Below are 22,352 nucleotides of genomic sequence, written 5' to 3'. Positions count from 1 at the left end.
TATTCGGGGGCGTGAGCCCGCCTTGTTATCCTCGCGAGGGATAAAGCCCTTGAAGTGCGATGATGAAATTCATCGTGAGATAGGGCTGCATGTTGTTGTGCGCCTGCGACCCACCCTCGGTGGGGAGTGTCTCGTACGCCATATCAATGTCGGGGGTGCCGGCGTGGTATGGACTTAAAGGAGATGCGGCGAATGTGCGGGTGTCGCTCGGCGCCGCTTCGGTTGCCAGAGTGCCTCCTTCCGAATACATGGAATGGTTGTGATTGGGCAGTTGGGACTCGGCGAGCGTCACCATTTCCGTACCGCCGCGTTGGCCGAGCCGGCGCGAGGTCAGGCCCGGTCCGCGACCCGGATGCATGGGCGCGCGCCCGGCCATGTTGGGTAGGGCCGTGGTCGTGCGCCCGTCGCCGCCATAGGTCGTTCCGATGAGGGAAAAGAGCGCGGTATTTTGAGAGATCGGCAGGAGCTGGCCATTGCAAAAGGCCCAGCTGCGGGGGGCGAAATTGCCGGCAAAGATGCGGATCTCCGCGATGAAGGGTTCAGACATGGCGGATCACTCCTCAGTGACGGCTTGGGTAGATGCCAAACAGCGCAATGATGAAATTGACACAGAGAAAGGGCATAAGATTGGTGTGCGAGCGGCTTCCGCCGGTGTTGGTCACCGCTTGCGGGGACATAGCGGTTGTGGGTGCCCCTTCCGTGTATAAGTTGCCGGACGCACTTTGCCCTGAGACCCGCCCTTGGGGGCTATCGCTGTTGGCAACGGTCGTGCTCGCCTGCATCGGATGGGTATGAGAGGGCATCTGGTTTGCGGTGAGCGTGACCTTTTCCGCCCCGCCCCGGCTGCCGAGGCGGCGTTCGGACAGGCCCGGGCCATGGCCGGCATGCAGCGGAATGCGCCCGCGCATATCCGGCAGGCCGAAGGTCGTGCGCCCGTCGCCGCCGTAAATTGTGCCGAGCAGGGAAAACAGTGCGTCGTTCTGGCTGACCGCAAGCAACTGGCCATCGCAAAAGGCCCAGCCGCGCGGAGCGAAATTTCCGGCGAACATGCGGATCTCGCCGACGAAGGGTTCGGACATTCCAGGTCCTCCCGTGATTTACGTGATGAAAATGGGACAAGGCTCAATTGCGCGAGGGGAAGAGCCCTTGCAGCGCTATGCAAAAGTTAATGGTGAGATAGGGCTGCATGTTCTCATGCGCCTGACTGCCGCCCACATTCAGGATCGTGCCCGCGCGCAAGCTCACCGCATTCGCGGGTGAATAATCGACATAAGTGCCGGCCGATCTGGCTAAAGCGTTGTTCGTGGGAAAAAGCTCACCACCTTGTGCGGAGTTCGCGCGCGCATAATGCGTATGGTTGGGCATTTCGTTGGCGGACAGCGTATGGGTCTCCTCCCCGCTCTTTTGACCTTCGGTATGGAAGTCCCCTCCATTGCTGCGCCCGACATGGATCGGCGTTCGGCCGCGCAGATCCGGAAGCGCGAAACTGGTCCGGCCGTCGCCGCCATACGTCGTCCCCAGAAGGGAATAGAGCGACTGGTTCTGATTGATGGGCAGGATCTGTCCATCGCAAAAGGCCCACCCCCTCGGCGCGAATGTGAAACCCACCATCCGAACTTCAGCCAGAAATGGCTCTGACATCTCGAATCCTCCTGAGTTTAAAAATAAGTGAAACAGTTGCGACAAACTGCGGCAACATAATATTCACAGAATCCAAACCATCGAATTGAGAATTTAGACTATATATTAACATAGTGTCGACAATAGATAAAACTGTCAATGGCAAAAGAATTATAAACATATTAAAAGTTGTTTTTTGTATATTAAAAAAGGCGTCATGATCGCTCATCCTACCGAGTGTCCGGTCGTGCTCGGGCACAAAAGCATCATGGTGTCGTGCAAGCTCCCGGATTTGCGGGAACAAGCCCGTTGTTCAGCACGACGTCAACATTGTCAGTACTGGCTGTGATCGAGTTTTGATTGTCGAGGAACGTTCGAGCGGATCCGGAGTCATTGGCGGGTCCTGTGAAGCCAGGGAGCAGCAGATTGGCTTCTGAGCCGCCAGAGCCGACCACATTGAATACAATGCCATCGGTGGCGCCACTCACGGTATTGCCGGAAATATCCGCGCAAAGTGTTGCTGGGGTGAGGAAGCCGACAAGAGCATTTATGTTGTCTCCTGCGCCGGTCGACACGATCGTGTTGTTTGAGATCGTTGCGTCGAGGCGTCCTGTTCCTTGAAGTTCGATACGGATGCCTTGACGATTGTTGGTGTTTATCTGGTTGTTGTCGATCAGGGCGACTGTGGTACCGGAAAAACCGCCGGAGTGAGTGATATCGACACCGATGCCTGAAAAGCCCGTGAACTCCAGCAGCGAGTTTTGAACCGTGAACGTACCCGCGAAGTCGTCCGCGCCGATCAAGCGTTCGCCGCTATTTGAGTTGGACGTATTCTCGATATGCAGGCCGTCGATCACGCTGCCGTCGGCGACCGTGATCGTCGTCGTGCCGCCCGATGTCAGCAGCGGGGCGCCGGAGCCCGTGTTCGGATTGGTTATCGTCGTGCCGCCGGAAATTCCGGTGAGCTCGATGTTGGACGGGGCGCCGCCGCCGAAGGTGAAGCTGTCCACATTGCGGAAACTGAGCAGCGACTGGTCGGTATCGAGCGCGAAGTCACCCGAGCCCAGATTGATGGTGTCCTGTCCGCCGCCGCCGGCATTGTCCAGCAGCACGATATAGTTCGCGCTCGCCGTCTCCGCGTCGGCGATCGATGCGGCATTGGCGGCCGAGGAGCCGTCCTCCGCGCCCGTCGGGGTTGCCGCCACCCAATAGACGGTGCCGCCGCCGCCACCGCCGCCGAGATTGGACGTGCCGCTGCCGGGAAACGCGACATCCTCGAAGTTATAGGTGCCGTTCGCCGTGACGCCGGTGATCACGATCGCCGTCGTCGTGTTGGAGATGTTGGAGTTCGTGTTGGTGGCGCCCTCGCCGTCGCCGTACTGGAAGGTGCCGGTGATATTGGCATTCGTCAGGTCGACGCCGACCGCGAGATTGTTGATCGTCGATGAGTTGGTCGTCGTCATGTTCGAGGCATTGGTCGCGCCGGTGAGGTCGATGCCGGTGGTGCCGGTGGTCAGCGAGGCGCTGGAAATGTCGAGTGTCGCGAAATTCACCGCGCCCGAGGCGCTGGTGAGATCGACGCCCGTCGTATTGTCGGCGAGGTTGGTGATGTCGACGTCGCCGAAGGTCGTGCCCGCCGTCGTGCCGATGACGATGCCGCGTGCGCCCGGATTGATGATCGTGGTCGCGCCGAAGGTCGCACCGCTGCCGGAGATTTCGATGCCGTCTCCGGCGGCGTTGGTGATGCCTGTCGTGCCGAACTGGATCGTCGCCGCGTTGTTGGTCAGCACGACGCCGTCATCAGACGCGCCCGCCACGCTGACGGCGCCGCCGTTGAAAGTGCCGCCGCTGACGCTGGTCAGGCTGATTGCATCGCCCGTCACCGTGCCGGTTGCGCTGAGCGTGTCGAAGGTGACGCCGTCACCGCCGATCGTGGTGTTCTGGATATCCACCGCTGTGCCGGTGTTGGTCGTCACCGTGTTGCCGGGTCCCTGAACGGTCACCGTCCCGCTGTTGTCGGCAACAAAGCCCGCGCCGCTCGTGGTGTCGATGTCGAGCCCGCCGCCGATAAAGTTGATCGCCGTCCCGGTGTTGTTCGTCAGGCTGACGGCGGTGTTCGTACCCGTGCTGAGCGTCTTCGTGCCGCCCGAGAAATTGATCGTGCCGTTATTGTTCGCGATGACCTGGATACCGCCTGCCGCTCCGGTCGCGCTCAGATTGCCCGAGAAGGTTACGGTTCCGGCGCTGCGCCCGGAAATCTCGATGAGATCGTTCGCCGTGGTCTTGGTGACGGTCGCGGCAATCGTCACATTGGCTGAACCGCCGTTGATATCCACGGCGATGCCGGCCGGATCATTGGTCGCGCCGATCGATCCGCCGCTGATCGTTACGGAGCTGTGGGCGTTTGAGATTTCCACACCATCGCCGTCAGTGCCATCGATGTCGACGGTGCCGAATGTCACGGCCCCATTCGCCCCGCTGAGGTTGATGCCGGCCCCCGCCGCGCCGTCGATCGTCGCGGACGTGAAGTTGAACGTCGACGTGGAAAAGCCGGAAATCACGATGCCATCGCCGGCGGCCGACGTGTTGGCGACGCTCACCGCGCCCCCGTTGAAGGCGCCGCCATCGACATCGAAGAGCCTCACTGCGTCACCGGAGACGGTACTCGACGCTGCCAGCGTGTCGAAGGAAACGCCGCTGCCGCCGACGATGACTTGGTTCATCGACAGGATCTGGCCCGTCGCCGTGTTGATCGCCTGTGTGCCGGTTCCCGAGACATTGACCGTCAGCGACGCTCCGCCGGTGCCGTTGGCGTCGAAGCCGGTGGCTGCATTGGTGTCGATGTCGAGCGCACCGGTGAAATTCACCGTGGCCGTATCGCCGGCGCCGAGATCCAGGTCGACACCGCCGCCAGCGGAGCCGGCATTGTTGATGGTCGTCGCGCCGATATTGAACGTGCCCGTCGAATTTGTGATCCGCACGCCCGCCCCGGAGGAGTCGGTCACATTGAGCGTGCCGATGTCCACCGCGGTTGCACCGGCGCCGCCGACCGCATCGCCGCCGTCGATGAAGACGCCCGAGCCGGTCGCGTTGGACGAGGTGACGCTTTGAAGGTCGAGGCTGATCTGCGTGGGATTGATGTAGAGCGCGGTGCCGTTGTTGGAGGTGATCTGGTTGTTGCTCGACGGATCGTTGATCGTGACCGTGCCGGAATCGGTCGCCCGGAAGCCGAAAGCGCCGGTGCCGTTCACCGTGATGTCGACGCCGTTGAACGTGTAGGCGCCGGTATTGGCCCCGCCGGCATCTGCCCCCAGATCGACGCCGTCCGCGCCGGCGGCCGCGCCGCTGTTGGTGATCGTCGTGCGCCCGCCGAAGGTCACGTCGCCGTCGGAATTGACGATCCGGATCGCGTCGAACGTGTTGGCGGTGATGTTCGTCGGGCCGGCGACCGTGACGGTCGATGCGCCGGGTGCATCGAACCCGTCGACCGTGAAGCCCAGTGCGACATTGGCCAGGTCCAGGGATGCAAAATCGAGATCGAAGCCTGTCGCCGCATTGGTGATCGTCGCGACCGCGGCGCCCGTGCCGGACGGGTCGGTGGCGTTGCCGATGCTCACGGTGCCGAAGTCTATGTCGACATCCGTTGCGGAAATCGTGTCGATGGAGATACCGTCCCCGCCGGAATCCACCTCGCCGACCGTCGTGTTGATGTTGACGGCGCCGAAGCTGATCGTCTGCGTGGCCTGGCTGAGATTGCCGATCTCGATACCGAAACCGGTGTAATTGTCCAGCGTCGTCGTGCCGGTGACGGAAAAGCTCGAGCCGCTTCCCAGATCGTCTAGCACGATGCCGTTGCCAACCGTTCCGCCGCCATTGGCCGAAATCGTGTCGAAGGTCATCCCGCCCGGATCGAGCGTGACTGCGTTGAGCGCGACGGCCTGACCGGTGGCACCCACGATTGTGTTGGTGCCTGTCATCGTGCCACTGAGCGACCCGCCGCCCGAACCGTCGAGGCGCAGGCCGCTCGTCAGCGTCAGGTCGGAGAAGGCAGCCGTGGAAGCGCCCGCCGTCGTCGCCAGGTCGATGGCCCAGGCACCGGTGCCGCCGCCGATGCTGCTGGAGCGCAAGGTTGCAGTGTGTGCCGCGCCGAAGCTTGCGGTGATGCCGTCACCCGTGCCGCCGTTTCGGATGTCGACGGTCTGGATGGTCGACGTGCCGGCAAGCTCGACGGTGTTGTTCGCGCCCGTCGTGGTCAGGATCGGAACGACGCTGTCGATGCCGGTTCCCGGCGCCACGATATCCGAGCTCGAAGAGATGCCCGTCAGCAGAACGCTCGCCGGCGGACCGGACGCGGAGATGCCAAGGGTCGATGCATCGACGGTTTCGCCGGCGACCATGCCGACCAGTGCCTGGCCGTCGGCGAGATTGAGCGTGCCGTCGCCCTGGGCCGCGGCGTCGATGATGTGCTGGACGCCGCCGGTCGTCTCGTCGACGAGGACGATGACGCCGGCGCCGGAGGCCTTGGCTTCAGCGATCGTGCCGGGATCGGAGAATGTACCATTGCCGGACGTGCCGCCGGTGCCGACGACGAAGAACGTCGGGCCCTGCAGGTTGGAGATGTTGCTCGCGCCGAAACCGACGTCCTCGAAGTCGTATTCGCCGGTTGCGGTGACGCCCGTCGTCACAATCGCGACATTGCCGGCGATGCCCGAGGTGTCGATCAGGCTTGCGACCGGCGCGGAGCCGTCGCCGTACTGGAACCGCACGCCGTTGGCGATATCGGAGTTGGTCAGGTCGATGCCGGTCTGGACGCCCTGGATCGTGCCCGATCCGGTGGTCACGACATCCTTGCTGTTGTCGTAGCCGGTCAGGTCGATACCCTTGGAGCCGACGGTGTTGGTTCCGGTGATGTCGAGCGTGGCGAAGGTGATCTGACCGTCGAACGTCCCGCCGGAGAGATTGACGCCCGTGCCCGCGCCGACATTGGTGATGTCGACGTTGCCGAAGGTCATGTCTCCATTGGTGCCGGTCGCGACGATGCCGTTGCCGCCGGTGCCCATGGCGATGGTCATGTCGCCGGTCGTCAGCGTACCGCCGTTGCCGTTGAGCAGCAGTCCGTCGCCGCTGGTCAGCGTCAGGTCGACCGTGCCGAACTGCATGTTCGCGGAGACATTGGTTGCGGCAATGGCGGATCCGGTCGAGCCGGCTATGGACGTCGTGCCGCTGACGGTGAAAGCGCCGCCCGTCACCGAATTGAAGCCGAGCCCGGCTGCGCCTGCCAGATTCGTACCGGTGATGGAGGTGAAGTTCACGCCGCCAGCGCCAAAGGCGATGCCGGCAAAATTCGTGATCTGTGCATTGTTGACGGAAAGCGACCCGGTTCCGACCGAGAGTGTGCCGCCGTTCTGAACGACCATGCCGAAGCCGGCGTCTGTTTCGATGTCGATGTCGGCGAAGTTGACGGTGACGTTCTGCCCCGTGTTGTCGATGAAGACGCCGGACGACGTGACTGGCGTGGTGGTGCCGATATCCACGGTTCCGGTGAAGGAAATCGAATGCGCTCCGGTGGAGGCGAAGGAAAAGATGCCTGCCGTCCCCGCACCGTTTGCAACGACGGAACCTGCATGCGTGAAGCTGCCGCCGCTGCGATTGCTGATGCTGACCGCGGTGCCGCCGGTCGCGTTGATCGAGCTTGCCGCATCGAAGGAGAAAACGGCATCGCCGTCGTCGATCGAAAGTGTGTTGCCGCCGGAAATGTCGACATTCGTCGCGGTCACCGTGCCGGAGGCGTTGTTGAACACCAGGCCGTTCGCCGCCCCCGTGATCGAGATGTTGGTGAGCGTCGTCGTGCCCGTGGCGTCGGTCAGCGTGATCGACGTTCCGCTCGCGCCCGTCGAGGTGATGTTGGTCAGCGTCGAATTGGTTGCGTTCAGCAGGATGTCATTGGCATTTCCGGAGAAGTCGACATCGTCGATCGTCGTGTTGATCGAGGGCGTGATCTCGATGCCGACGGTGGCGAAATTCGACACGCCGGATCGTTCGATCACCGTGCCGGTCGCGCCGCCGGCATCGTTGATCGCCCGAGCTGCGGTGCCATTGCCCTCGAAGTCGATCCCCGACATGCGGATGCCGTCTCCGCCGAGCGTCACGACGTCATTGCTCGCCGTGGTCGTCAGCGTGGCGGCGCCGCCTCCGGTCGGATCATCGATGGTCAGGCCGGCCGCGAACAGCTGGATCGTCGGCGGAACGGTCAGGCTCACCTGAATGGACTGGCTGCCACCCGCGCCGTCGCCGAAGGAGAGCAACTGTTGGCTTGCCAGAAGGTTCAGCGTGTCGTTCGCGTTGGTCGCAGCCGTCGAGATCGGCGATCCGTTGTCGATCAGCACGATGATGTCGCCGGCGCCTGCGGCAAGCTCTGCCGCGGCAAGCGTCATCGGGTTGGCGGCACTCGAACCGGAGCCGTCGCCGCCCCCTGTCGCACCGTCGGAATCGACGAAGTAAACCGTGCCGATGCCGAAGCCCGCGCCCGGGCTTCCGGCGAATTCGACGTCCTGGAAATTGTAGGTACCGGCCACGGGCGCATTCGTGGCGTCGATGGCGGTTGTCGCGGAGATCGTCGATCCCTGATCTATCGCGCCTTCGCCGTCGCCATAGACGAAGGCGAGATCGGTACCGTTGCCGAGCAGAACGCCGGTGTCGACGCCCGCAATGCTGGCGCTGGCGCCGGCTGCCGTTGTGTCGCCGACCTGAACCGTGCCGCCGCCTGTCGCATTGGCCAGATCAATACCGGTCGTGCCGGTGGTCGAGGAACTTGTGACGTCAAAGTCGCCGAAGGTCATGGTGCCGGAATAGGCGCCGTCGATGTCGAGCGCGGTCTGCCCCTGCAGCAGGTTCGTGTCGAAATCGGCAATCGTGATGGTATTCGACACGGTCCCGGCGATCCGGATTGCCTGGGTGCCGGTGTTGGTGCCGTTGATATCGACATCGCCGAGCACGATGTCTCCGCCCCCGGTTGTTCCGGCAATGCTGATCCCGATGCTGTTGGTCGCAATGTTCACCGTGTCGAAATGCAGACCGGCTGTCCCGATTGTCGCATTGTTCAGGACCATGCCGACGCCCGTTCCCGTGGCGTTCAGCGTGTTGAGGCCCGGAGCGCTCGCAACGCTCGCCCGCGCGCTCTGGATGCTGATGCCGGTGCCGCCGGTCGTCGAGATCGCCAGACCGCTCTCGAAGCGGGTTTCGCCGACGCCGTCGTTGTCGACAACGACGACGGCGGTGCTGGTCTGTGATTCGGCCGAGATGTTCGTGAAGGTCGTCGTTGCGTCCGCATCGTAGGACGCGACGGCGTTGAATGCCGCGTCGAAGCGCGACTGATTTGTCGTGTTGCCGATATTGATCGTGCCGCCGGCATCTGTGCCGACCTGCAGTGCGAAGGCATTGAGTTGTGCCGTCGTGCCGATCTCGACCACACCGGTCGATGTCGTTCCGAGGTTTACCGTGCCGCTGGTCTGATCGATGCGCACGCCCTGGTCGCCGTCATCGATCTTGAGGCCGGTGATCCCGTTGGCCGTTCCCGTTCCGATCGAAATGGTGCCGTTCGTACCGCCGATGAAGACACCGGTTCCACCGACGCCTTGGTCGATATCCGCCGCCGTAAGCGAAAATCCGTTCGCGCCGCTGACATTCTCAAGGTCGATGGCCCTGAGGGTATTGCCGCTGAGGGTCGCCGATCCGATGGAGATGCCGCCCGCATTCGTATCGACCGAAGAGACGACGATCCCAGGGAAGGGGCCGCTGCCGACAGCTTCAATGGAATCGAAATTCACGCCATCCGAACCGATCGACGTATTCTGGAGAAAGAAGGCTGTGGCGCCGCCGCTCCGGATGGTTCGCGTGCCGGCCGCCGCAACGCTGATGCTGCCGCCATTGCGAACCTCGAATCCGGTCAAGGCGCCTGTCTCGATTTCCAGTCCGCCGGTAAAGGCGATCTGCGACGACTGACCGTTGTTGTTGACGAAGACGCCTCTGAAGCCGAGGGCAGACGACGTGCCGAGCGATACCTGACCGCCGAAGGTCACATTGCTGGCGGCGCCCGCGCCCGTGATGGAAATGCCCTCCGTGCTTCCTCCATTCGACGCAATGCTGCCGAAGTGGGTGAAGCTTCCGCCGATCCGGCCGGAGATCGACACCGCCGTTCCGGATGTGTTGGTGATCGAGCTCGAGGCGTTGAAGGAGACGGCCGCATCGCCACCGGTGACGGACAATGCGTTGGCCCCGGTGATGTCGACATTGTTGCCGGTGACGGTGCCTTTTGCACCGTTCAGCGACAGGCCGGTGCCGGTCGTGTTGGTGATGTCGACATTTGTCAGCGTCACCGCGCCGGTCGTGTTGTTCAACTCGATGCCGTTGACCGGCGTGTCGGTGCCGGTGCCGATGGTCACGCCTTCGATGGTCAGGCCCGCGATGCCGCTGCCCGACAAGGCCATTCCCAGCGTGCTGCCCAGCGTGATGTTGCGGATCGTGTTGCCGTTGGCGACCTCGATGGTGCTGACCGCGCCGGAGGAATTGGTCAGCGTTGCCGCGCCATTGCCGGTCGGATCGGTGATTGCCGTGGTGCCGGTCGGCAGATTGGTGCCGGTGATGTTGGCCGCGATTATCAGCCCGGCGGAGGTGAAGGTTCGCCCGCCGCCGAAGGTGTCGATGGTCTGGTTGTTGGCGAGTTCGAAGGTCGCGCCGGCGGTGTCGAGCGCCGAACCGTCGTTGATCAGGATAAAGTTCACGGTTCCAAGACCCGCCGCATCGGCGATCGCGGTCGCGACCGAGGCGCGGTTTGCGGTGGACGAACCGTCGCCCGTGCCGGTGGCGGTGGCGGCGACGAAATAGTTCGGCGTGCCGGAGGTCGTGAAATTGAAGGCGCCGGTAAACCCGGTCGTGCCGAAGGCATAGGAGCCGTTCGCTGCATTCACCCCGATGCCGTCGAGTGCATAGGCGAGGCCGCCGATATCGCCGCCACCCCAGGTGAACACCGCATCGGGCGCGGCCAGCGCGCTGCCATTGGTGCCGAGTACGAGGCCGACGTCCACATTGGTGATCGTGCCGCCGTTTGTGATGGAAACGGTCCGCCCGTTCTGGGTGCCGGACAGGTCGACGCCCTTGCTGCCGCCGACGCCCGTGCCGGTGACGTCGAGGCTTTGCATGGTCAGGGTCGCATCCGCGCCGGCCATGTTCAGCCCCGTGCCCCCGCCGAGACCGGTCACATCCACATCGCCGAAGGTCAGCGTGGCGTTGTTGGTGTTGCTGAGGTCGATGCCGTCGCTGGTCGCGCCGGCGCCGAGGCCGTTGAGCGTCGTGGTTCCGGAGAAGCCGAAGGTGCCGCCGCCAGTCACCGCAATGGCATCGTCGCCTGTGTTCGTCGCGGTGAAGCCGCTGACGTTGATATCGCCGGTGTTGTTGGTGAAGGACAGCGCGTCGCCCGAAACATTGCTGACATTGATGCCCGAGAGCGTCGTCGTGCCGGTGTTGTTGGCAATCACCAGACCATTGGTGCCGCCGTCGATCGTGATGTTGCTGACCGTCGCCGACTCGTTGTTCAGGAACAGCGAGGTTCCGGTGATGCCCGAAAACGAAATGTTGCTGACGCTGGCATTCACCGCGCCGGTGACGACGATCCCGTCCGTCGCGTTCTGGATGGAGAGGTCCGTCAGCGTGAAATTCGAAACGGCATTGCCGCCGATCACCGTGGTCCCGCCCTGAATGGTCAGGTCGCGGATGGTCACGCCGCTGGCGAGCGTGACCGTCGTCACGCCGGGGTCGCCGTCGATGGTGCCATTGGTGCCCGACAACAGGAAATTCGTCGTCGATCCGTCGGCGAGCTGCACCTGGATGCTTTCGCCGCCGCCGATGAGTGTCTGCCCTGACTGGAGGGTGACGCCGGAGGTCGAGATCGGCCCGCCGCCGCCAAGCGCGATGACGATGCCGTCCGTTCCGGCGTTGGCGACCGCGGTTGCAAGCGATGCCGGGTCGGCGAAATCGCCGGTGCCGCCGCCGCCCTGGTCCGCGTAATAGATGCCGCCGTAGGGATTGCCCGTTGCCGGGTTGATGACCGGAACGCCGTTCACGGCGGTCGTGCTGCTGCTCGTGCCGACGCGAATGCCCTTGTCGCGGCGCACGCCCTCGTCCATGCGCTGCTGGATCGCCGACAGCCGGCTTTCCCCGTTGGCGCCGCGGCTTTGCGCTCCGCTGAAGAGCGGAATGCGCAACCGCGCGGAGGCAATGGCGTCGAACTCGTCGTCCTTGTCGTAGACGAGCTCCGCACCAAGCGTGAAGCGCGATCCGGCAAGGCTCAAGACGTCGTTGATCTGGTATTCGAGCCCGAGCCGTCCGCCGGATTCCGTGTCAAAGCCGTCGCGGTCGTAAATGTAACCGCCCGCATAGGCGCGCAGCCGCTGGTTGTCGGCAAAGGGCGAATCGAACATCGCGCCGATCTCGCCGGTCAGGCCGGACAGCAGGCCCTCCTTGCGGTCCACGCGTGTCCTGTTTTCGACCAGCTGGTTGTTGACGACGCTGACCCCGTCTCCGGAAACGATGGGGGAGAGCCTGGTGCGGCCGCCGATCGGGACATGCGCGTTGATGCGAAGGTCGAAGATCGAGGTGAAGGCCTCGAGGCCGAGCGTCGCACCGGCGAACGTGTTGCTGTTTTCCGTTCGCACGGCATCGACGAAAACATTCGCGCCAAGAATCAGGTCCGGCCCGACGATTTCGCGGATGCCGAGACCGAGCGACGTGGAGCCGCGGCTGTTCTCGCCATAGTCCAGGCGCATGTCGAGAAAGACAATGCTGTCTGCATCCTGGCCGATCGGCATGAACCCCTCGAGGAAGGCGTTCGTTTCCGCGCCCGCCTGAGCGCCAAGCTCGCCCCATGCGCCCCAAAGACGCTGGGAATCCTGTGCGAAAGCCTGTCCGCCGGCGCCCGCCACTATGGCGGCCGCACAGGAGGACGAAAGCAATTCCCGGCCGGAAACACGAAAACGGCGGGTGACGGGCGGATTGTAAGAAATGACACTCTCCCAAATGTTCAAAAGGAGAAAAACAAATGGCACCCAACCTTCGCTGGTGGTCCTTTTGGGGTCTTCGCAATTTCATCAACCAATGCGAGCATTTCAATAAGTGTTTCGCCCTTCGGCTTACGTAGGGTGACAATTTGGTAAGGGTGTTGCCAAGATGATACAGATTGGTCTGGTGTCCGCTTCGGCTCAAGGTGCCTGCGGCCGTTCGCGCTGTTGCGCCCGAGGCTGGGTGAAGAAACGGTCGGCGGGCGGATGTGGAGTCCGGAGCGCAAGGCGGGCTCCATACCCTCGTGGCCCGTCGTGGCGGGTCTCCGCCTTTACTGTCATGCAAGTTTGGAGAGTCCTGTGACGCGTTCCGCAAGCCCGCCGCCGCTCGTTCCCGTTCCGTTGACCGCAGACGTCTTTGCCCCCTTTGGCGATGTCATCGAGGCGGACCAGGCGCGCAGTCACCTGATAAACGAGGGGCGCACGCGCCGGTTTCATGCACTCGCGACAAGTGCGCCGGGGGAGGGCGGCGAGGCGATTCTCTCGATTTTCCGGGGAACGCCGTGGCCGAGCCCTGTGACGGTTCGCATGCTGGAACGTCATCCGCTGGCATCGCAGGCCTTTGTGCCGATGGAGCGGCACTCGTGGCTGGTCGTCGTGGCCGATGCGCCGCGCGCCGATGCGTGCCGCTGCTTTCTCGCGCGGGGCGATCAGGGCATCCAGATCGGGCGGGGGATCTGGCACCATCCGCTTCTGGTGCTGCAGCCCTTGCAGGATTTCCTTGTGGTCGACCGCGCGGGCGCGGGCAACAATCTGGAGGAAGTCTGGTTTCCCGACGGCGAGAGCGTCACGCTCGCAGCGGTGTGAGGCGAGCGAGCGTGACGGTTTTCGGATTTTGACAGCCGTTTCCGGCGTGGCCGGGATTGCCCCTCAGAAGACGAGCTTCGGCAGGAGTGTCGCGATCGACGGCAGCAGCCAGACCAGGGCGATGCCGCCGATCTGCAGCGCGATGAAGGGCAAGACGCCCTGATAGATTTGTCCCGTCGTGATTTCCTTCGGCGCCGCGCCGCGCAGATAGAACAGCGAGAACCCGAAGGGAGGCGTCAGGAAGGACGTCTGCAGGTTGATCGCGATCAGCACCGAAAGCCACACCGGGTCGTGGCCCATGATGATCAGGACGGGGGCGACGAGCGGCAGCAGGATCACCGAGATTTCGACGAAATCGAGGAAGAAGCCGAGCACGAAGATCAGCGCCATCACGAAGACCAGGGCGCCTTGCGGGCCGCCGGGCATGTTGGCGAGAAACTCCTCGACACGGAGATCGCCGCCAAGGCCCCGGAACACCAGCGAGAACACGCTCGCCGTCAGGATCGTGGCGAAGATCATCGCGGTCACGGCAAGTGTCGAGGTCATCACCGGCTTGAGCACGCCGGCGCGGAACGTGCGTGTCAGCGCCTGCGCGACGGCTGCGATCGAGATGAGTACGAGGAGGCTTGCCGCCCCGCCGACGATCCAGTCGAACACGGTTGCGTCCGTCCGCTGCAGGCGCACCGGATGAACTCCGGCAAGCACGGCAAGCAGGGCGAGGGCGATGGCCCCGCCGATCACCAGTTTGGTGGACCCGGCCCCCAGGCGCGCGCTGGCCATAAGCAGCGCGCCCACCGCGCCGACGGAAGCGGCTTCGCCCGGCGTCGCGATGCCGCCGAGGATCGAGCCGAGCACCGCGATGATCAGCAGCACCGGCGGCAAAATGGCGGTTGCAACCTCCCGGCGGCTCGGTTTCGTCGCCAGCGACTTCATCGCGGGTGCTGCGTCGGGCGACAGCCAGGCCTTGATGAGCAGATAGACGATGTAGATGCCGACGAGCGTCAGCCCCGGCAGCAGGGCCGCGGCGAAGACCTGACCCACCGAAATCGTCTCGATGGTGAATTTGCCCTCGCGAAACTGCGCCTGCTGATAGGCGTTGGACATCACGTCGGACAGGATGATCAGCAGCGTCGACGGCGGAATGATCTGCCCGAGCGTGCCGGAGGTGCAGACGATGCCGCTGGCAAGCTTCGGGTCGTAGCCGTTGCGCAGCATGGCCGGCAGGGCGATGAGGCCCATGGCAACCACGGTCGCGCCGACGATGCCGGTGGAGGCAGCCAGCAGCGCGCCGACCAGAACCACCGAGATGCCGAGCCCGCCGCGCAGAGTGCCGAAAAGCCGGCCGGCGGTTTCCAGCAGGTCTTCGGCGATGCGGCTTTTCTCCAGGACGACGCCCATGAAGACGAAGAGCGGAATGGCGATCAGCACCTGGTTGGTCATCAGTCCGAACACGCGCTGCGCCAGCGCGCCGAGCAGGCTCATGTCGAACTGGCCGGTGAAATAGCCGAGAAATGCGAAAAGCGTCGCGATCCCCGCAAGCGTGAACGACACCGGGTAGCCGATCAGGATTGCGCCGATCAGCGCGGCGAACATCAGGAGGTCGAGCGGCAGGCTCATGCGCGTGTCTCGTCTTTGTCGGCGGTGTCGGGCGTGGCCAGCCGCGCGATGTCGCGCAACAGGCAGGCCAGTCCCTGCACGATCAGCAGGACGCAAAAGGCCGGAATGAGGGATTTCAGCAGGAAGGACGCGGGAATGCCGCCGACCGAAATCGCGCCTTCCATGACCGACCAGGAATTGCGCACCGACGGCCAGGAGTGCCAGGCCAGGACGACCATGGAGGGGAGCAGAAGAAGCAGCGCCCCTGCGGCATCGATGCCGGCGCGGCCGCGCCGCGTCGCCTTGGCATAGAAGATGTCGACGCGAACGTGGCCATCGACCAGGAGCGTGAAGCCGGCGCCCAGCATGAACAGGAAGGCATGCAGATAGAGAACCCCTTCGCTCAGCGAGACGAAGCTGATGCCATAGACATAGCGCAGCACGACGATGGCGAACTGAAGGAGCACCATGGCAAGGGCGAACCACCGAACGCCCGCGCCGACGAGGCGGTTGAGGCGGTCGAGCCGGTCGGCAAGACGTTCGAGCACGGGCTGTTCCCTTTTCGGCAGGCAGTCGGCGGGAGGGCGAAGGGCGCTGCGGGCCACGATCGCGGCCCGCAGCGTGTCGTCGACGGTTGCGCCCGCAGGCGCGCAGCGTCAGTACTTGTAGTCCATCGCGCGGGCGTTCATCTGCCCGTTGTCGGCATAGGGCATATAGCCCGCGATGCTCTTGCGGTAGCTGAGGAAGCTCTCGGTGATGCGGCGCACGAGTTCGTCCTCGTCCTCGCGCAGGTCCGCGATCACTTCGCCGGCGGCATTGCCCATGGCGACGATCACGTCGTCGGGGAGCTTCTTGACCTGCACGCCCTGTTCCGCGACGAGCTTTTCCAGCGCAAGTGCGTGTTTGGTCGTGTATTCGGTCCACACCGGGTTGTAGAGGGACTCGCAAGCATAGGTAACGGCCTGTTGCAGGTCGACGGGAAGGGCGTCGAAAGCCTCCTGGTTGACCGCGCATTCTTCCGCGGAGGACGGCTCGCCCACACCGGGCCAGTAGTAGTTCTTGGCGACCTGGTAGAAGCCGAGCGCGCTGTCGGTCCACGGGCCGATGAATTCGCCCGCGTCGAGCGCGCCGGACTGGAGCGCCTGGAACATGTCGCGCCCGCCCATGGCCTGCACGGCCATGCCGAGCTTGGCACACATTTCCGACGCAAGACCCGTGGTGCGGAAGCGCATGCCCTTGAGGTCTTCCGCTGAAGTGATCTCGTTGCGGAACCAGCCGGCCCATTGCGGCCCGGAGTTGCCGCAAAGGAACGGCTTCAGGCCGAAGCGCCCGTACATCTCGTCATAGAGCGCCTGACCGCCGCCGTGGGCGAGCCAGCCGAACTGTTCGTCCGCGCGCAGGCCGAAGGGCTGCGAGCCGAACAGCAGGATGCCCTTGGACTTCGAGCCCCAGTAGGCCGGAACCGCGTGATAAAGCTCGGCCGTTCCCTCGGAGACGGCATCGAAGACACCGCTGCCGGGAACGAGTTCGCCGGCGGCGAAGAGTTGCACCTCGATCCGGCCGCCCGACAGGGCGGTGATGCGGTCGGCGAGATTCTGGGCGGCGACGCCCGGGCCGGGCAGGTTCTTCGGCCAGGCGGTGACCATCTTCCAGCGCAGCGTGCTCTGGGCAACGGCGGGAGCGGCGAGGGCGGTGCCGGCGGCGGTCGCCACGGCGCCGGTTGCGGCGGTTTTCAGAAAATCGCGTCTTTTCATGACAGGGTCTGTCCTCTGGTTGCGATGAACGGTCGTCTTCTTGTTATCGGGCGGCACCGCTTTTGGCGATGCCGTCCCGCAATGGGTCTGCGTCGGCTCTGGTCAGTTGCCCAGAATGCCGGGAAGCCGCAGACCGTTCTCCTTCGCGCAGTCCTGCGCGATCTCGTAGCCGGCATCCGCGTGACGCATCACGCCGGTGGCCGGATCGTTCCACAGCACACGCTCGATGCGGCGGTCGGCCTCCTCGGTGCCGTCGCAGCAGATCACCATGCCGGAATGCTGCGAGAAGCCCATGCCGACGCCGCCGCCATGATGCAGGCTGACCCAGGTCGCGCCGGATGCGCAGTTCAGCAGCGCGTTGAGCAGCGGCCAGTCGGAAACCGCGTCCGAGCCGTCCTTCATCGCCTCGGTCTCGCGGTTGGGCGAGGCGACCGAACCGCTGTCGAGGTGGTCGCGGCCGATGACGATCGGGGCCTTGAGCTCGCCCTTGCGCACCATTTCGTTGAAGGCGAGACCGAGCCGGTGACGGTCGCCGAGACCGACCCAGCAGATGCGCGCCGGCAGGCCCTGGAAGGAAATGCGCTCGCGCGCCATGTCGAGCCAGCGGTGCAGGTGATGATCGTCCGGCATCAGCTCGCGCACCTTCTCGTCGGTGCGGTAGATGTCTTCCGGATCGCCGGAAAGGGCCGCCCAGCGGAACGGTCCGACGCCGCGGCAAAACAGCGGGCGGATGTAGGCCGGCACGAAGCCGGGGAAGGCGAAGGCGTTCTCCAGTCCCTCCTCGAGCGCCACCTGGCGGATGTTGTTGCCGTAGTCGAGGGTCGGAACGCCGGCATTCCAGAAGGCGACCATGGCCTCGACATGATCGCGCATGGAGGCGCGGGCGGCTTTTTCGACCCCCTTGGGATCGCTCTCGCGCTTGGCTTCCCATTCCGCCATCGTCCAGCCCTTCGGCAGGTAGCCGTTGATCGGATCGTGCGCCGAGGTCTGGTCGGTGACGATATCCGGGTGCACGCCGCGCGCGACAAGCTCGGGGAAGATCTCCGCGGCGTTGCCCAGAAGGCCCACCGACTTGGCTTCGCCCGCTGCCGTCCAGCGGTTGATCATCTCCAGCGCTTCGTCGAGCGTTTCGGCCTTCTCGTCAAGATAGCGGGTGCGCAATCGGAAATCGATGGAGTCGGGGTTGCACTCCACGGCAAGACAGCAGGCGCCGGCCATTACGGCGGCGAGCGGTTGGGCGCCGCCCATGCCGCCAAGTCCGCCGGTGAGGATCCACTTGCCCTTCAGGCTGCCGCCGAAATGCTGGCGACCGGCTTCCACGAAAGTCTCGTAGGTGCCCTGAACGATGCCCTGCGAGCCGATGTAGATCCAGGATCCGGCCGTCATCTGGCCGTACATCATCAGCCCGGCCTTATCGAGCGCGTTGAAGTGGTCCCAGTTGGCCCAATGCGGAACGATGTTGGAATTGGCGATCAGGACACGCGGGGCATCCTTGTGCGTCTTGAACACACCGACCGGCTTGCCCGACTGCACCATCAGCGTTTCGTCGGCTTCCAGGTCGCGCAGCGTCGCGACGATCTTGTCGAAATCGTCCCAGGTGCGTGCGGCGCGGCCGATGCCGCCATAGACGACGAGTTCGTTCGGCTTTTCCGCAACCTCCGGATCGAGGTTGTTCATCAGCATCCGCAAGGGGGCCTCGGTCAGCCAGGACTTGGCCGTCAGCTCGGTTCCTGTGGCCGCACGGACGGTGCGGATGTTGTGGCGCGGGTTGGTCATTGGGCATCTCCTTTGGAAAGAACGCCATCGAGCGCGATGCGCTCCAGACGGCCAAGAAGCGTTGAAAGGTGCGGACGCAGGCGCGCCGCCTTGCTCTCGTCATAGGCGAAGGGCGCGGTTTCCTGCGTCAGGTGGGTCGATTGCGCCAGTTCCATCTGGATGGCGTGCACGCCGTCGTCGGGCCGTCCGTAGTGGCGCGTCGTCCAGCCGCCCTTGAAACGGCCGTTCAGGACCGTGGTGTAGCCTTCGGCCGCGCCGCAGATCTCGACCGCCGCCGCCTCGATGGCGAGCGCGCAGGAGGTGCCGGAATTCGTGCCGATGTTGAAATCCGGCAGCGTGCCCTCGAACAGGAACGGGATCAGCGAGCGGATCGAGTGGCAATCGTAAAGGATCGCCACGCCATGGAGCGCCTTCACGCGCGCGATCTCGGCGGCGAGCGCCTCGTGATAGGGCGTGTGAAAGCGCGCGCGCCGTTCGGCGATTTCCGCCTCGCCCGGTTCCTCGCCCGCGCGCCAGATCGGCGCGCCGTCGAAATCCGTGGTCGGAACGAGGCCGGTGGTGTTCTGTCCGGGATAAAGGCTTGCGTCGTCCGGGCCGCGGTTTGCGTCTATGCAATAGCGGTGGAAGGTCGCGCGCACCGTGGTCGCATCGGTGAGAAGCCCGTCGTAGAGCGTGTGGATATGCCAGTCGGTATCCGCCAGCTCCTGTCCGCGCGCGTTGAGCCTGGCGTGGATCTCTTCCGGAACATGGGTGCCGGTGTGCGGCAGCCCGAGAATGACCGGCGAGGTGCCTTCGTGGATTTCAACGGGTGTCATGGGGCGTGCTGTCTCCAGATGGATCTCACAGGTGCGGCAAAGTGGCGTCGGATGTGGCGGTCGCGACCGCGCTCGCCAGCCGGCTTTCGGCGACGAGGGTCTCCGCCAGAGCCAGATCGCCGGCCATGAAACGGTCGTCGGTCAGGCGCGGCACGACGCTGCGGATTTCCGAAATTGCTGCGGCAAGTGCGGGACTGGTTGCAAGCGGGGCGCGGAACTCCACGCCCTGGGCCGCCGTCAGGGCCTCGATGCCGATGATGCGGGCGAGATTGTCGGTCATGTCGAGCAGCCGGCGCGCCCCATGGCAGGCCATCGACACGTGATCTTCCTGGTTGGCCGAGGTCGGCGTGGAATCGACGCTTGCCGGCATCGCCCGCTGCTTGTTTTCCGACATGAGCGCGGCGGCCGTGACTTCGGCGATCATCAGCCCGGAGTTCAGCCCCGGCGTCGGCGTCAGGAAGGCCGGCAGCCCGAAGGACAGCGCCGGATCGACCAGCAACGCGATACGGCGCTGGGCGATGGCGCCGATCTCGCATACGGCAATGGCGATCTGGTCGGCGGCGAAGGCCACCGGTTCGGCGTGGAAGTTGCCGCCGGAAATCACCGACCCGTCGGAAAGGACGAGCGGATTGTCGGTCACCGCATTGGCTTCGCGGCGCAGGGTTTCGCCCGCTTGCCGCAACAGGTCGAGACAGGCGCCCGCGACCTGGGGCTGGCAGCGGATGCAATAGGGGTCCTGGACGCGCTCGTCGCCGTCGCGGTGGCTTTCGCGAATGTCCGAGCCGTCCATGAGCGCACGCAGTGCCGTTGCCGCCTCGATCTGGCCGGGTTGCCCGCGCAACTGGTGGATCTCGTCGCGAAAGGGGGCGGCCGAGCCCATCGCGGCATCGGTGGAAAGGGCGCCGGTGACAAGGCTTGCCGTCGCCGCGCGCCAGGCCTTGAAGAGGCCGGCCAGCGCCAGAGCGGTCGAGACCTGGGTGCCGTTGATCAGGCCGAGACCTTCCTTGGGGCCGAGCACGACCGGCGCAAGGCCTGCCTTGGCAAGAGCGTCGCCACCCGGCAGGCGTTCGCCGCCGACAAAAGCCTCGCCCTCGCCGATCATCACGGCGGCCAGATGCGCCAGCGGCGCGAGATCGCCGGAGGCGCCGACCGATCCCTGTCCGGGAATGACCGGAATGACGTCGTTTTGCAGCATGGCGTCGAGCAGCGACAGCGTCTCCCATCTGACGCCCGAGGCACCCGCGCCAAGCGACAGGAGTTTCGTCGCCATCACCAGACGCACGACGTCGGGGGAAAGCTCCGCGCCGACGCCGCAGCAATGCGACAGGATCAGGTTGCGCTGGAGGGTCGCGACATCGCCCGGCGCGATGCGCACGCTGGCGAGTTTGCCGAAGCCGGTGTTGACGCCATAGACCGGCACGTCACCGGCCGCGACCTTGGCGATCCGAGCCGCGCTTTTTTCCACCGCGTTGCGCACGCAAGGATCGAGCTTCGCCGGCGCGCCGCGATAGATGGCTTCGAGCTCGGGGAGGGTCGCCTTGCCGGGAGTGAGGACATGCGTCATGCGGCACCTGTCTGCCCCGAGGGGCGAATGCGGGAATGGAGAGGGTTGAAGCCGATCCGGTAGGTCAGTTCCGCCGGGGTCTCGACGTCCCAGACCGCAAGATCGGCGATTTTTCCGGCTTCCAGCGTGCCGAGATCGTCGGCGAGGCCAAGCGCGCGGGCGGCTTCGCGGGTCACGCCGGCAAGCGCTTCTTCCGGCGTGAGGCGGAACAGCGTCGCGCCCATGTTGAGCGTGAGCAGCAATGAGGTCATCGGCGAGGAGCCGGGATTGCAGTCCGTGGCAAGCGCGATGGCAACGCCGGCCTCGCGCAGGGCGCCGACCGGCGGCATCTGCGTCTCGCGAAGCGTGTAGAAGGCGCCGGGAAGCAGCACGGCAACCGTGCCGGATTTCGCCATGGCGTCGACGCTCTCCTGCGAGAGATATTCCAGGTGGTCGGCGGAGATCGCGCCGTATCCGGCCGCCAGCTTCGCGCCACCGAGGTCGGAAAGCTGCTCCGCGTGCAGCTTCACCGGCAGGCCGAGCGCCCTGGCGCGGTCGAAGACGCGCGCCATCTGCTTCGGTGAAAAGGCGATGCCCTCGCAAAAGCCGTCGACCGCGTCGACGAGACCTTCCGCGTGGGCCGCGTCGAGGCCGGGAAGCACCACTTCGTCGATATAGGCGTCGGCGCGGTCCTTGTACTCCGCGGGCACGGCGTGGGCGGCGAGATAGGAGGTCACGACGCGCACGTCGCGCTCGCGGCCGAGGCGCCGTGCCGCGCGCAGCATCTTGATTTCGTCTTCGACCGAAAGGCCGTAGCCGGACTTGATCTCGATGGTGGTGACACCTTCGGCAATCAGCGTGTCGAGGCGGCGCAGGGCGTCGGCAACGAGGTCGTCCTCGCTCGCCGCCCGCGTTGCCGTCACCGTGGAGACGATGCCGCCGCCGGCGCGCGCGATCTCTTCGTAGCTTGCCCCCTCGAGACGCAGCTCGAATTCGCGGGCGCGGTTGCCGCCGTGAACGATGTGGGTGTGACAGTCGACGAGGCCCGGCGTCACAAGGCGGCCGTTCAGGGACGTCGCCGGCCAGCCGGAAAATTCGGCGGGAAGATCGGCGCGCGGACCGGCGTAGGCGATGCGCCCGTCTTCGGAGAGGGCGAGCGCCCCGTCCTCGATCAGGCCATAGGGCGTGCCACCCGACACCATCGTTGCCAGACGCGCCTGCTGCAGAACCGTTCCGGACATGCGCCCTCCCTTGTGCGATCCGTCACAATATGTATTAGATTAATTACGATATGTATGTACATAATTGTCAATCGCAAAAATGAGGCGGA

At 64.6% G+C, this 22,352-nt stretch carries 12 protein-coding genes; 1 reads left to right on the top strand and 11 read right to left on the bottom strand.

Annotated features, from left to right (window positions below; genetic code table 11):
- Nucleotides 1–25: 25 nt before the first annotated feature.
- The 4 genes from G572_RS0105810 to G572_RS0105795 all read right to left on the bottom strand — a co-directional run bounded on the left by G572_RS0105810 (nt 26) and on the right by G572_RS0105795 (nt 12,596).
- Nucleotides 26–547 (bottom strand): phage tail protein, encoded by a 522-nt coding sequence (locus tag G572_RS0105810; RefSeq protein ID WP_029057669.1) that lies wholly within the window; start codon nt 545–547, stop codon nt 26–28.
- Nucleotides 548–560: 13 nt separating this feature from the next.
- Nucleotides 561–1,079, bottom strand: a complete 519-nt coding sequence (locus G572_RS0105805) for a phage tail protein (RefSeq protein ID WP_029057668.1) — start codon at nt 1,077–1,079, stop codon at nt 561–563.
- A 43-nt stretch (nt 1,080–1,122) separates the two neighbouring features.
- Entirely contained in the window at nt 1,123–1,641 is a 519-nt protein-coding gene (locus G572_RS0105800) for a phage tail protein (RefSeq protein WP_029057667.1), read from the bottom strand.
- A 245-nt stretch (nt 1,642–1,886) separates the two neighbouring features.
- Complete coding sequence (locus G572_RS0105795; RefSeq protein ID WP_029057666.1) at nt 1,887–12,596, bottom strand: S-layer family protein; 10,710 nt, start codon at nt 12,594–12,596, stop codon at nt 1,887–1,889.
- A gap of 435 nt (nt 12,597–13,031) precedes the next feature.
- On the opposite strand from G572_RS0105795, the gene G572_RS0105790 reads away from it, so the two are divergent.
- Entirely contained in the window at nt 13,032–13,538 is a 507-nt protein-coding gene (locus tag G572_RS0105790; RefSeq protein ID WP_029057665.1) for an ureidoglycolate lyase, read from the top strand.
- A gap of 63 nt (nt 13,539–13,601) precedes the next feature.
- Here G572_RS0105790 and G572_RS0105785 read toward each other — a convergent pair whose 3' ends face one another.
- The 7 genes from G572_RS0105785 to hutI form a co-directional block, all read right to left on the bottom strand.
- Entirely contained in the window at nt 13,602–15,155 is a 1,554-nt protein-coding gene (locus tag G572_RS0105785; RefSeq protein ID WP_029057664.1) for a TRAP transporter large permease, read from the bottom strand.
- Nucleotides 15,152–15,682, bottom strand: coding sequence for a TRAP transporter small permease subunit (locus G572_RS22705; protein ID WP_037545935.1), 531 nt, complete (start codon nt 15,680–15,682; stop codon nt 15,152–15,154). Before G572_RS22705 ends, G572_RS0105785 begins: the two co-directional genes overlap by 4 nt.
- Nucleotides 15,683–15,790: 108 nt before the next feature.
- The gene (locus G572_RS0105775) at nt 15,791–16,888 is read right to left on the bottom strand and encodes a TRAP transporter substrate-binding protein (RefSeq protein ID WP_029057663.1); all 1,098 of its coding nucleotides are present in this window, start codon (nt 16,886–16,888) and stop codon (nt 15,791–15,793) included.
- Between the two features lie 102 nt (nt 16,889–16,990).
- Complete coding sequence (hutU, locus tag G572_RS0105770) at nt 16,991–18,664, bottom strand: urocanate hydratase (RefSeq protein ID WP_029057662.1); 1,674 nt, start codon at nt 18,662–18,664, stop codon at nt 16,991–16,993.
- Nucleotides 18,661–19,479, bottom strand: coding sequence for an N-formylglutamate deformylase (gene hutG, locus G572_RS0105765; protein WP_029057661.1), 819 nt, complete (start codon nt 19,477–19,479; stop codon nt 18,661–18,663). The genes hutU and hutG overlap by 4 nt, the downstream gene beginning before the upstream one ends.
- Nucleotides 19,480–19,504: 25 nt before the next feature.
- Nucleotides 19,505–21,043, bottom strand: coding sequence for a histidine ammonia-lyase (hutH, locus tag G572_RS22700; protein ID WP_051241714.1), 1,539 nt, complete (start codon nt 21,041–21,043; stop codon nt 19,505–19,507).
- Nucleotides 21,040–22,263, bottom strand: a complete 1,224-nt coding sequence (gene hutI, locus G572_RS22695; protein ID WP_037545932.1) for an imidazolonepropionase — start codon at nt 22,261–22,263, stop codon at nt 21,040–21,042. Before hutI ends, hutH begins: the two co-directional genes overlap by 4 nt.
- Nucleotides 22,264–22,352: the final 89 nt, after the last annotated feature.

The organism is Stappia stellulata DSM 5886, assembly GCF_000423705.1.
GTDB lineage: Bacteria > Pseudomonadota > Alphaproteobacteria > Rhizobiales > Stappiaceae > Stappia > Stappia stellulata.
The sequence above is the reverse complement of the archived record's forward strand: the minus strand, read 5'-3'. Positions and strand labels throughout refer to the sequence as shown.

Bases quoted from the DNA above. Each gene is read 5' to 3' on its own strand.
- hutU (WP_029057662.1), bottom strand. From the start codon at position 18,664: ATGACCAACCCGCGCCACAACATCCGCACCGTCCGTGCGGCCACAGGA.
- hutG (WP_029057661.1), bottom strand. From the start codon at position 19,479: ATGACACCCGTTGAAATCCACGAAGGCACCTCGCCGGTCATTCTCGGG.
- hutI (WP_037545932.1), bottom strand. From the start codon at position 22,263: ATGTCCGGAACGGTTCTGCAGCAGGCGCGTCTGGCAACGATGGTGTCG.
- G572_RS0105805 (WP_029057668.1), bottom strand. From the start codon at position 1,079: ATGTCCGAACCCTTCGTCGGCGAGATCCGCATGTTCGCCGGAAATTTC.
- G572_RS0105785 (WP_029057664.1), bottom strand. From the start codon at position 15,155: ATGAGCCTGCCGCTCGACCTCCTGATGTTCGCCGCGCTGATCGGCGCA.
- G572_RS0105800 (WP_029057667.1), bottom strand. From the start codon at position 1,641: ATGTCAGAGCCATTTCTGGCTGAAGTTCGGATGGTGGGTTTCACATTC.
- hutH (WP_051241714.1), bottom strand. From the start codon at position 21,043: ATGACGCATGTCCTCACTCCCGGCAAGGCGACCCTCCCCGAGCTCGAA.
- G572_RS0105810 (WP_029057669.1), bottom strand. From the start codon at position 547: ATGTCTGAACCCTTCATCGCGGAGATCCGCATCTTTGCCGGCAATTTC.
- G572_RS0105775 (WP_029057663.1), bottom strand. From the start codon at position 16,888: ATGAAAAGACGCGATTTTCTGAAAACCGCCGCAACCGGCGCCGTGGCG.